We start from the raw sequence: 11,560 nt of genomic DNA on the forward strand, positions 1-11,560 counted from the left end.
GCGCCGTGTGAGACTCGCCGCGAGCCCTCGCGCGGGGACGCCTTGGCGAAGTGCGGGGATTCGCGTTGCCGACGCTGTTCGGCGTATCCGCCTGTACCCCGCCTGTACCGTTCCTGTGCCGCCCGAGTCGGCAGCGTCCGTTCCTTCACCGTCGTCCGATGCGACGGGTCCGCGTATGGCGGGGACCCACACGCACGGAAGTGGTATCCGTGTCATGAGCGTGTGCGGGGGGAGACTGTTCGGAGTGTAGAGCCTGATCGAGGGCTTGCAGGGCTTCGGAGGCGGACTCGAGGGCCACGACGTGTTCGTCGCTGAGTCGCGTCATCGCCGTCCAGATCGTGCCCGACCACACCGTGTCGATCGATTCGCGCGCGGCCAGTGACTTCTCTGTGGGGGACAGTCGGGTCACCCGTCGATCCTCCGGGCAGCGTTGTCGCGCGACGAGGCCGCGTCCGACCAGTGCGCGGACGGCTGTGCTGACGTTGCTCTGCTGCATTCCCAGCTGTCTGGCCAGTTCGGTGACCGTGATCCCGGGTGCTTCCAGGACCTGTTTGATCACGGCAAGCTCCGTCGTGGGCAGGGGATCGAGACCGGCCACCTCGGGGACCATCCGATGGATCGTCCACGCGAGATTGCGTAGCACGGTCGCCAGTTCCCGCCGGTCTGCCATCGCCTCACCATGGGCTGTTGCCATACCTGCGAGTTTACCCCATATCATTCAATATATATTGAAAGATATCTTTTCGCCGATGGTTCCTAGGAAAGAATTCGATGCCTGAATCCCTGGTGCGTCCCAGCCCGCGCCGCGCCTCGCCGCGACGGTCGTCGCGCTGCTGTGTCTGCTCACCGCGGTCGCCCCACTGGCGATCGACATGTACCTTCCGGCTTTCCCGGAGATGGCCGGCGACCTGGGCGCCAGTGCTTCCGGTATCCAGCTGACGCTGACCGCGTGTCTGGTCGGACTCGGGTTCGGACAGTTGTTCATCGGGCCGCTCTCCGACGCCGTCGGACGGCGGCGGCCCCTGCTGATCGGTTCCGCGGTGTGCTTGGTCGCCAGCGTCGTGTGCGCCCTGGCACCCAACGTCGAAGTCCTCGCGGTGGGCCGGTTCGTGCAGGGCCTGAGTGGCGCGGCCGGAGTCGTGCTGGCCAGGGCCATCATCTCCGACACGGCCCGTGGTGCGGTCGCCGCGAAGCTGTTGGGCGTTCTGATGATCATCAACGTCATCGCGCCGGTGGTGGCTCCGCTGTCCGGTGGTGCGATCATCGCGACCCTGGGGTGGCGTGCGGTGTTCTGGGTCCTGGCCGGGCTGACGCTGCTCATGCTCCTCGGCACGATGTTGTGGGCCAAGGAGTCGTTGCCGCCGTCGAAGCGGATCCGAGGCGGCTTCAAGGCCACGCTCGTCGGTGTCCGGAAGACGCTGGGCAACCGGAACTACGTCGGTTACTTGCTTACCTTCTGCTTCACGTTCGCCGCGTTGTTCGCCTACATCGCCGCGTCGCCGTTCGTGATGCAGAACGTGATGGGGCTTTCTGCAGTTCACCCTCGCCGCTGTGGTGTCGCCGCTCGTGGGCCTGCAGGGGGAGGAAACCGCCGTGCCAATGGGGGTGGCCATGGCCGTCGTGATCGTTCTCGCGGTGCTCTCCTTCGTCGTCCTGACTCGGAAGAAGCCGATTTCGTCGGACAGTGGCGTCGACGCCGAGGACGCGACGGTCACCACGGCCTGAGCTCGGCCGTCTCCGTACGGTCACGGAAACGGCCTATCGACAGAGGAGATCGAGACCGACTGTTCGATGAGACGCGGGGCGCTCGGCGACGCTTGCCTGAAACAGTGGTGTCCCGAGCGCCTCGTGTTACCGATGGCGAACTCCGGATCGCCCGGGGATGGGTAGGCGGTGCCCGGGCGGAGGCGTGGCGCTGCTCACGCGGCTCGGTGGCGAATTTCTCGACAGGTCGCGTCGGGCCGTCACAAGATGTCGGAAAACGGGCTCTTCGCCTCGATATAGGTGGAATGCCGGCATAGAGGACGCCTTCCGAATCGTGTCCACCCCTGCCTGGCCGCTCGAAGGTAAACGGGTCGTGATCGCGGTGATTACCGCCTCGTCTACGCTCACGGCCGATGAGCTTCAGGAAGGTGTGGTCGATTCGCCCAGCGCAGCGCTGTACCGCGTTGCCGGCGCGAGCATGCCCGGCACACGACGAGTCCCGGTCCGTTCACGTCCGGCGACGCGGGCCGGTCACGCACGCGGTCGCAGCTGTTTCTCACCGGTGGGCGCCGGACCGAATCAAAGACAGCGCACGGGGCGGACCACGCCAGGGTGACTCCTGCCCCGTACCGTCGGTGATGCCGGGCTAACGGAGGGGCTGCCGGAACCGGCCCCGCGTGGAACACGCCGGTTCACCGGTGTGGGACGTCTGAGCCGCCCAGCTGACACTCGTGAAGGAACATCCGCATGACGATCACGCAAACTCGCCCCGCCGAGCAGAATCCCTCTCCACCGAGTTCGGGGCGTCGGTACCGCCCGGAACTGCAGGGAATGCGGGCGCTGGCCGTGTTGCTGGTCGTCGTGTACCACGTGTGGTTGGGGCGGGTCTCCGGTGGCGTGGACGTGTTCTTCCTCGTCTCCGGCTTCTTGATCACGGGCCAGCTGTTCCGGGCGAGTCTGCGTGGTGGCATCGAGTTCCGACCGATGTGGGGCCGCATGATCAAGCGGCTGTTACCGGCGTCCGTGGTCGTGCTGCTGGTGACGATGGCGCTGTCGGTCGTGTTCCTGCCCGAACAGCGCTGGTTCGACACCATCCGCGAGGTGGTGGCCTCGGCGCTGTTCTTCGAGAACTGGGTCCTGGTCGCGTCCTCGACCAACTACTTCGCGGATCACGACACGGCGAGCGTGGTACAGCATTTCTGGTCGCTGTCCATCCAGGGCCAGTTCTACCTGCTGTGGCCGCTGCTGATCGCGGCGGTGGCGCTGCTCGTGAGACGGGCCGGTTGGAGCCTACGCCGGACGGTCTTCGTCGTGCTGGCCGTGGTGTTCGCGGCATCCCTGGCGTTGTCGGTGTGGCTGACGGCGGTGAACCAGCCGCTGGCGTATTTCATGACGCCGACACGGCTGTGGGAATTCGCGCTGGGCGGGATGCTGGCGCTGGCCATCGATCGGGTGGTGTTGCCGAGGCTGGTCCGCATCGCTCTCGGTTGGATCGGCGTGGCGGGTCTGGTGCTGTGCGGCCTGGTCCTGACCGTCGGTGAGGTTTTCCCGGGATACGCGGCGCTGTGGCCCACGATGTCCGCGGTGTGTGTCCTGCTGGCCGGGGCGACGGAGAGCAGGATCGGCGCGGACCGGTGGTTGTCGTCCCGGCCGCTGGAGTACCTGGGCAACATCAGCTACGCGTTGTACCTGTGGCACTGGCCTTTGCTGGTGCTCTTCCTGGTCGCCACCGACCAGACGGAACCGGGTATCGCGGGTGGCCTGGCCGTCATCGCGGTGTCGTTGGTGTTGTCGGCGGTGACCTATCACCTCGTCGAACAGCCGGTGCGGAAATCCCGGGTGGGCGAGACGACCCGCTGGGGCGCGTACCGGTTCGGGGTCGTGGCGTTGGTCCCCGTGCTGGCCGCGGCAGTCGTGTGGCAGGTGGTGAGCACCGACCGCGCGTCCTTCGCGCCCGTGCTCGACGATCCGCGTTATCCCGGTGCCCAGGCGATCGCGGCGGGTGTCCCCTCGCCGGAAACGGGGGCCTCGGTGGTTCCGCCGTTCGCGGCTCTGCCGGACGAATGGGTGGCCTTCTCCGACGACGAGTGCCGGATCTCACCACGCAACGAGGACCTGCGTATCTGCACCATCGACCCACCCGGCACTCCCGTGAAGCGGATCGCGGTGGTGGGTGACTCGCATTCCCAGCAGCACATCGCCGCGTTGGCCCCCAGCGTGGAGAAGCAGGGCTGGCAGATCATCTCGATCGGCAAGGGCGGGTGCCCGTTGACCGCGGACCCGGACTGGCCGGAGGACAACTGCCCGGAGTGGAACGAAGCCGTCATCGCCGAACTGGCTGAGATGCGGCCCGATGCGGTGGTGACGATGGCCAGCCGCGACGTGCGGTTCGGGCTGCACGAGCGCACACCGGAAGGCTACGTGGAGCAGTGGCGCAGGCTTGCCGAGCTGGGCATCCCGGTGGTGGCGCTGCGGGACCACCCCCGCTACGACTACGACCCCTCGGAATGTGCGCACCAGAAGGGCATCGACGCGCCCGAGTGCATGGGGCGCAAGGAGGACTACTATCCCCCTGAACCGCCCTATGCCTCGATACCCGACATCCCTTCGACCGTGTCGTTCCTGGACTTCAGTGACTACTTCTGCGACGACGAGGTGTGTCCACCGGTGATCGGCAACGTGCTCGTCTACCTCGACGACAACCACGTCACCGCGACCTACCTGGAGACCCTCGCGCCGCAGATGGAGCGGGAGTTGATCGAGGCCCTCGACTGGTAGGGCATGCCGCGTCCTCGGTCCGTCCTGTGAAGCCGTCTACCGCCTGTTCGTGGGGTCGGCGTATGGGGAGACCGGCTCCGGTGGGTGCAGTGCGTACTCCTGGAGAACGGTGCCGATGCGAACCACCCGTGCCTCCTCGCCGCGCGGTGCGATGAGGGAGAGGCCGACCGGAAGGCCGCTGCGTTTCCCGGTTTCCGCGGGTATCGCCGCGACGGGGAAGCCGGTGGCGTTCCAGATCGCGGTCAACCGAATCAACGGGTCGCCGTCGCCACCGAGTCGGCCCGACTCGTAGCCGCCGCCCCGGACGGGCGCGATGCTCGGCGAGGACGGTTCGAGGATGACGTCGACCCCGTTGACGGCGAACCAGGCCTCCCAGGTGGCGGTGAGTTGAGCGAACGTTCGCCGCGACTCAAGATAGGCCTCCAGCGACGTGAACAGTCGGCTGGTCTCGACGAACTCCCGGATACTCGTCCGATAGTCGGCCTCCCGGCCCGCGAAGCGTCGGTGGTAGTCCGCGACCTCGGAGAACAGCACAATGCTGTAGTCCTCGCCCACCATCTCGGCAGCGGCGGGCAGCTCGACGACCTCGGCGCCGAGCTCGACACAGGCCTGCGCGGCACGTTCGAGGCCGTCGGCGATATCCGGTTCGACGCCGACCACGTGCGGTCGGTCGGTCAAAGCGACACGGACACCGGCAAGGGGACGATCCGTCACCGGGATCGATGCCGTCAGCCCGGTCAACGGCGCGGGAGGAGGGAACAGAGGACTTACCTCCGCCCCACCCGCGGCCAGTGCCTCCAACAGGACGGCGCAGTCGGCGAGACTGCGAGCCATGGGACCGGGGTGGTCGAGTGACGGGGACAGCGGAATGATTCCGTCGCGGGGGATACGGCCGTGGGTCGGTTTGATCGATGACACCCCGGACAACGCCGCCGGGACGCGTAACGATCCCGCGGTGTCCGTCCCCAACGCCGCTGGGACCATTCCAGCGGCGAGTGCCGCGGCTGAGCCCCCGCTGGAGCCACCGGCGGATCGTTCGAGAGCGTGTGGGTTGCCCACCTGGTCGGTGGTGCCGCCCGCGGCGAACTCATGCGTGTGCGTATGTCCGAGGAGCACCATCCCGGCTTCCCGCAACCGAGCCCACGCCGTCGAGTCCTCGTCGGGGACATGACCGTCGAGGACACGGCTGGAGGCCGTCAGCGGTAGCCCGGCGACGGCGTAGAGGTCCTTGAGCGCGAGCGGGATACCGCACAACAGCGGTGCCTCGTCGCCGTCGCGACGGAGTCGCTCGTCCGCGGCGCGCGCCTGTTCCCGGGACAGCTCCGGATACAGCTGTGTCCAGGCGTTGACCGAGTCGGGAGCACCGTCGAAGCTCGGCGGCCCGCCGTTGCGTTCGGCGATCCGTTGTTCGCAGGCATCGAGCAGTTCGACGGCCGACAGAGCGCCGGAGCGCAGTAACGTGGCCGCTTCACGCACACCGAGATCGGCTGGGTTCGTTGCATTGCTCACGCGGTGATTGTGGATCAGGTGAGGCGAAAAGAACATCAACTGGGTCTCCGGTACAGGTCGGTTCAACACGGTGTTGCGGTTCGTGCCGGTGAACTCGATCCCGGTCCGGAGATCGAAGAGGTGTCATTGGGCCAGAGTGAGCCCGAACGTGCCCTCCACCTGGATACCGGTTCCCTGTAGTGCGGGGACCGTATGGATACGAAGACCTCGCACGTAGGGATTCATCTCCGGCAGTTTGACCCGTTCGGAGGGGTCGTGCTTCGGACTGGCCGACCCGGTGTGCGTGCCTTGGATCCGGAGACAGACGATGTCCTGATCGGTGACGACGCGGGCGTTGTTGCCTTCGATGCCGCGTACCTTGGCGACATCGACGACGACGGTGTTCGTGATGCGATCGGACTTGCCGTTCTCCAAAGCGACGATTCTGCCGTTTGAAGCACTGTCCATCGCGGCTTGGAGCGCAGCGGTGTCGTCCGCGTCACCGTCACCGACAGCGCCGGCCAGCAACCGACGGCGAGTCGGTGCCGGTGTGGAGCGGTCGGCGTGGTCTTCGAACTCGCGGGGCTCGTTTAAGGTTCTCCTCACCACAGTGGACGGACGGTACGCAGGCGCGGGCGCACCCGACCGGATACCGTTGAGTCCTGTGGCGCCTCGCCTTCACGTGGCAGAGAAGCTAACAGCGGCCTCCACGAAACGGAAGAAGCCGAAATTCCGCTGTTATCGGTCCGTCAGACGTGCTCGCTCGTGCTGGAATTCCTCGGTGACAGGCCGAATACTTCCGCGAGAAGGCGGTGTGAGTGTCGTCGGGGCCCGGGGTCGGCGATGAGGTCTTGCACCATCACCTCGTCGGCGCCGCTTTCGTCGATCATGCGTTCCAACGTGGCACGAACGTCGTCGGGACCGCCCGCGACGAACCTGGGCCACCGGCCGTCCACGATGTCGGTGGGTTCGTTCCTCCGGTCGTCGGTCGGTTCCCGAGCGGCGTCGGCTGCTGACGGTACCGTCACACTCCCGGCGCGACCGCGGCATCGATGAATCCGGTGAAGGTGTAGCCGATGCCGAGTCCGGCGGCCAGGTCGGAGCCGTTCGGGCTGGAGCCGAGCAACCAGGTCCGGGGGATCTCGGAAACGGTGTCCGACAAGCGGTGCTCGGCGAAGGGATGGTCGGCGGGAAACGCATCGTACAACCACGACAGGGTTTCCAGGACCTGTTGCGCGTGGTCGGCTTGAAAGCGATACCGACGGTCGTGTTGCAACGCCAGGTCGTGACGGGCCACGTGGTGCCTCACGGCGGGCCCTCGGAGATGACTCGCGGAAAGGCGAGCCATTCGGCCGCCCGGCAAGCCGTCGAGTCTTCCCGGGCCCTGAATCCGTGGCGTATCGAGAATGTTTGCGAAGTGGTACGGACCACGGATGCTGGTCGAAGACGGCGTCACGGAGGGCGCCCAGGTCGGTGGAGGGAAGCGGTGTGCCGTGAGGCGGCGTGAGAGGCCGTAGGACGTCGTAGGAAGCCGTGGGACGTCGTAGGGCGTCGTGGACACCGCCCGAGTGCGGTCACTCGCCGGCTACACCGCGGATACGCGTTGTTTCCCATCGGGCACATCTTGCGTTCAATCTGTTACGGAAAGGTATTTTCCGCCGGCCACCTCGGCCGGTACCTCCCTGACTCACCGGAGGTCAGTGAAATGGGGTGTTCAGTGAGACAACGGAACAGAGTGCGTATCGGTGTGACAGCACTCGCCACGCTCGCGGTCGTCGGGTCCGGCACCGCGATCGTCACCACGCCGGAGGCGGCGGCGTCTTTCGAACCGGGAGAGTGGAACGAGACCGCCTATCGCGGTCAGGTCGAGGTGGTTCCCGCCAAGGACGGTCAGCCGGACCACCGTGTGCTGAAAGGCCGGGTGTTCGTCGACCGGGACCGGGACAGCGTGAGCGACCCGGGGGAACGGGGCCTTCGCGGTGTCACGGTGTCGAACGGCCGGGACGTGGTCACCACCGACGCTCGTGGACGTTACGAGCTGCCCGTGTACGACAACATGACGGTGTTCATCACCCAGCCGTCCGGATATCAGGTGCCGGTCGACGAACACAACGTCGCCCAGTTCCACTACAACCACCTGCCGGAGGGGTCTCCCGACCTGCGTTACGGCGGGATCGCGCCGACCGGCCCGGTCCCGGCCGCGGTGAACTTCCCGGTGGTGCGGAGCCGTGCCACGCAGACGTGGGACCAGAATTGCGTGATCGCGGGCGATCTGCAGACCTACGACAAGACCGAGGTGGAGTACGCGCGTAAGGGTGCCATCAACGACCTCGCGCAACGCCACGACTACACGGGCTGCGGCACCCTCTTCGTCGGCGACGTCGTGGGCGACGACCTTTCGCTCTACCCCGACGTGAAGGAACTGACCAGCTCGCTGAACGGGCCGGTCCGTTTCCTGCCCGGTAACCACGACCTCGATTTCGATGCCGAGACCGCAGAACATTCGTTCGATACCTTCCGGGCGCAGCTCGCCCCGGCCTACTACTCCTACGACGTCGGCAAGGTCCACGTCGTCGCGTTGAACACGGTGCGGTACCCGTGCACGCCGGACGTCGACAACGCGGACGGGCAACGGCCGGGCTGTGACGACCCGGAGAACAACCCGACCTACAACGGTCGGCTCGACGAGCAGCAGCTCGAGTGGCTGAAAAAGGACCTCGCCGAGGTACCCCGGAACAAGCTCGTCGTGATCGCCGGCCACATCGGGCTGGTGAACTACGCCGACGAGGGGAGCCCCATCCACCAGGTCGACCAGGTTCGGGAGGTGTACGACCTGTTGAAGGGTCGCAAGGCGGTCTCCGTCTCCGGTCACAGCCATTCGATCGAGAACCTGAAGGCCGGTGACCTCGCCAAGGGGTGGCGTGACCTCTTCGGGCTGAAAGGACTGCCGTTCCCGCACATCACGGCGGGAGCGATCTCCGGCGATTGGTACTCCGGTGAGCTGACCGAGGACGGCTATCCCATCGCGGTCGGGCGCGACGGAGGCCGACCGGGCGTGGTGACCCTTGACATCAAGGGCAACAGGTTCAAGGAGCGTTACACGGTAACCGGGCAGAGCGACCGGGTGCAGACGCAGCTGGGACTGAACACGCCGACCTACCGTGATTGGTACGTGACGCGGCAGGAGTGGAACGAGAACCCCGAAGGCCCTGCTCCCGAGCTCAGCGACCCGCACGTCGTGAGTCGTGACGACCTGGCCGGCACCACGTGGCTGACCACGAACTTCTGGATGGGCTCCACCGGTTCGCAAGTCAAGGTGAGCATCGACGGCGGTCCGGCCCGATGGGCCACTCGCACGCAGCAGATGCGCGGTGAGGACCAGAACGTCGGTGCGGAGTGGTCGGACCCACATGCCGTCGCGCAGCAGCTGGTCCACGGCGGCAGTCTCGCGGACCGGTCGATGCACCTGTGGCGGTTCGAACTGCCGACCGACCTCGCCGTGGGCGAGCATCGCGCCGAGGTCACCGCGATCGACTCCTACGGGCGCAAGTTCACCGACGTCCTGACCTTCGAGGTCGTCGAGCAACGGTAGCGGTGTGACATCGGGGGCCGTCACCTGTGGGTGGCGGCCCCCGCCTTGTTCACGGACTCGATACGAGTCCACGACCGGTGCGGTCGGTGGGTCGTGGTGAGGTCATCGGTCAGGGGAGGGGAATCCACCCACGGCCTCACGTACCCCTCGTCTTCCCGCCCGATGGGCGTCCTTTTTCGTCAGGGCCTGCTTCCCGCTTTCGAGTCGACGAACTCCGGCAGACGTTTGCCCGTCTCGGTGGCGCTTTCGATGGCATGCGCGAGTTGCAGCACTCCGAAGTCATCACCGGGACGACCCACGATCTGCAATCCGACGGGAAGCCCCTCGGGGGTGAATCCGAACGGCACGGAGGCCGCGGGCAGCCCGGTCGCGGAGATCCAATAGCAGGCGCGCATCCAATCCAGATAGCTTTCGCTGGCGACCCCGGCCACGCTTTCGGGATACTTCATCTCGACGTCGAAAGGCGGTACGGGCGACACCAAGGTCACCAGGAACTCGTAGGTGTCGAGGAACTCGCGCATCCGGTGGTAGAGAGCCGTGCGGAGACGCTGCGCGCGGACGAGGTCTTCGCCCGTGACCTTTCGGCCGACCTCGATGTTCCATGCGGCGCTGGTGCCGAACGCGTCCGGCTGCTGCCGGTACAGCTCGTCCAACGTCAACACGTAGTACCAGGACCTCCAGGTCCGGAAGGCTTCATCGGCACCGGTCAAGTCCGGGTCGCGGTCGGAGACCCGGCAGCCCAGACCGGTCAACACCTCCCGCCCGGGTGCCATCGCCTGGACCACCCGCTCATCCACCGGAAGACCACCCAGGTCGGCGCTCCACGCGATCGAGGTGCCGCTGAAGTCCCGTTCCAGCGAGTCGGCGAAGCGTTCCGCGGGAACGTGGTGCGAGAGCGGTGACCGCGGGTCCGGTCGGCCCAGAACCCGCATCTGCAACGCCACGTCGGCGGCGGTGCGAGCCATCGGCCCGGCCACGGAGAAGGTGAACATCGGGTCGGCGCTCGGCCACACCGGTACCCGCCCCACCGAGGGCCGCAGGCCCACCACATTGCAGAAACTCGCCGGGTTGCGGAGCGACCCGCCCATGTCGGTGCCATCGGCGATCGGCACCAGCCGGGCCGCCAGGGCCGCTGCCGCCCCACCGCTGCTGCCACCCACGGTCTTGGACAGATCGTAGGGATTACGGGTGACGCCGAAGACGGGGTTGAACGTCTGTGAGCCGGTGCCCCACTCAGGAGTGTTGGTCTTGCCCACCGTCACCGCACCGGCCTTGGTCAGGCTCTCCACCACGACGCTGTCGACCTCGGGGACGTGGTCCGCCCGAACCGGTGAGCCGTAGGTGGTGCGGATGCCTTTGGTCTCGGTCAGGTCCTTGTGGGCGACCGGAAGGCCGTGCAACGGTCCCAAGGGATCGCCGCTCGCGATCGCCTCATCGGCGGCCGCGGCAGCGCGTTCCGCGTGTTCGGGCACCAACGTCACGATCGCGTTGATCTGCGGATTGATCGATTCGATCCGCTTCAGATGCGCCGCCAGCAGTTCACGGGCTGACAGCTCACGGCGGTGGAGCAACCGGACCAGCTCGGTCGCGGACCGGAAGCACAGTTCCTCGTCGGACATCGCTTTCTCGCCTCTGTTCGATGATCTGGCAGGGGAGGGGCACCGGGTCGGTAGCTCAGTGGTAATCGGTCGGTTTGTCACCCAGGTCGACGATCGCCGCCACGGGACCACCACCGGCCGGGCCCTGGTGCACGGCCGAGACCGATACGAACACGGCCGGGTCTCCGGTGACGGAGGCCGCGACCCCACCCACACAGGCCTTGATCTGCCGGTGCCAGTGCACGTCGGAGTCGTCCAACATCGCGTTGCGGCGGCCCCGCACGGTGCCGTCCGGCGACGCCTCGCACTTGAGGAACACGTTGACCAGGCGTCCGTCGATGTCCTTCGGGTGCGGGTTCTCCGGAAGCTTCAGTCCGGCGTCCCGGATGGCCTGCCAGAT

At 66.7% G+C, this 11,560-nt stretch carries 10 protein-coding genes; 3 read left to right on the top strand and 7 right to left on the bottom strand.

The features are described 5' to 3' along the window. Positions 1-145: 145 nt before the first annotated feature. Entirely contained in the window at positions 146-694 is a 549-nt protein-coding gene (locus M7H19_RS03600; RefSeq protein ID WP_298177059.1) for a MarR family transcriptional regulator, read from the bottom strand. 85 nt (positions 695-779) lie between these two features. Here M7H19_RS03600 and M7H19_RS03605 point away from each other — a divergent pair, with 85 nt between their 5' ends. Together M7H19_RS03605 and M7H19_RS03610 are read left to right on the top strand one after the other, a co-directional pair. Continuing rightward, on the top strand, positions 780-2,021 hold the full coding sequence (locus M7H19_RS03605; protein WP_298177083.1) for a multidrug effflux MFS transporter: 1,242 nt from the start codon (positions 780-782) through the stop codon (positions 2,019-2,021). Positions 2,022-2,451: 430 nt separating this feature from the next. Next, entirely contained in the window at positions 2,452-4,482 is a 2,031-nt protein-coding gene (locus tag M7H19_RS03610) for an acyltransferase family protein (RefSeq protein ID WP_298177062.1), read from the top strand. 36 nt (positions 4,483-4,518) lie between these two features. Here the strand turns inward: M7H19_RS03610 and M7H19_RS03615 are convergent, their stop codons facing one another. From M7H19_RS03615 to M7H19_RS03630, 4 genes are all read right to left on the bottom strand, one after another. Further along, positions 4,519-5,991, bottom strand: coding sequence for an amidase (locus M7H19_RS03615; RefSeq protein WP_298177064.1), 1,473 nt, complete (start codon positions 5,989-5,991; stop codon positions 4,519-4,521). Positions 5,992-6,114: 123 nt separating this feature from the next. Then, positions 6,115-6,576 carry a hypothetical protein gene (locus M7H19_RS03620; RefSeq protein WP_298177066.1) on the bottom strand — a complete coding sequence of 154 codons (462 nt, stop codon included), beginning with the start codon at positions 6,574-6,576 and terminating at the stop codon, positions 6,115-6,117. A 143-nt stretch (positions 6,577-6,719) separates the two neighbouring features. Continuing rightward, positions 6,720-6,998 carry a hypothetical protein gene (locus M7H19_RS03625; protein WP_298177068.1) on the bottom strand — a complete coding sequence of 93 codons (279 nt, stop codon included), beginning with the start codon at positions 6,996-6,998 and terminating at the stop codon, positions 6,720-6,722. Continuing rightward, positions 6,995-7,267 (bottom strand): hypothetical protein, encoded by a 273-nt coding sequence (locus M7H19_RS03630; RefSeq protein WP_298177070.1) that lies wholly within the window; start codon positions 7,265-7,267, stop codon positions 6,995-6,997. Before M7H19_RS03630 ends, M7H19_RS03625 begins: the two co-directional genes overlap by 4 nt. Before the next feature lie 420 nt (positions 7,268-7,687). Between M7H19_RS03630 and M7H19_RS03635 the strand changes: the two genes are divergently transcribed. Further along, positions 7,688-9,562 (top strand): calcineurin-like phosphoesterase family protein, encoded by a 1,875-nt coding sequence (locus tag M7H19_RS03635; protein WP_363321330.1) that lies wholly within the window; start codon positions 7,688-7,690, stop codon positions 9,560-9,562. A 179-nt stretch (positions 9,563-9,741) separates the two neighbouring features. On the opposite strand, the gene M7H19_RS03640 is transcribed toward M7H19_RS03635, so the two are convergent. After that, entirely contained in the window at positions 9,742-11,181 is a 1,440-nt protein-coding gene (locus M7H19_RS03640; protein WP_298177074.1) for an amidase, read from the bottom strand. 55 nt (positions 11,182-11,236) lie between these two features. After that, the coding region (locus tag M7H19_RS03645) for a ring-opening amidohydrolase (RefSeq protein ID WP_298177076.1) at positions 11,237-11,560 on the bottom strand (324 nt) is incomplete at its 5' end.

Origin of the sequence: Saccharomonospora sp. (assembly GCF_027317685.1) — a bacterium.
Classification (GTDB): Bacteria; Actinomycetota; Actinomycetes; order Mycobacteriales; family Pseudonocardiaceae; genus Saccharomonospora.

Bases quoted from the DNA above. Each gene is read 5' to 3' on its own strand.
- M7H19_RS03600 (WP_298177059.1), bottom strand. From the start codon at position 694: ATGGCAACAGCCCATGGTGAGGCGATGGCAGACCGGCGGGAACTGGCG.
- M7H19_RS03610 (WP_298177062.1), top strand. From the start codon at position 2,452: ATGACGATCACGCAAACTCGCCCCGCCGAGCAGAATCCCTCTCCACCG.
- M7H19_RS03640 (WP_298177074.1), bottom strand. From the start codon at position 11,181: ATGTCCGACGAGGAACTGTGCTTCCGGTCCGCGACCGAGCTGGTCCGG.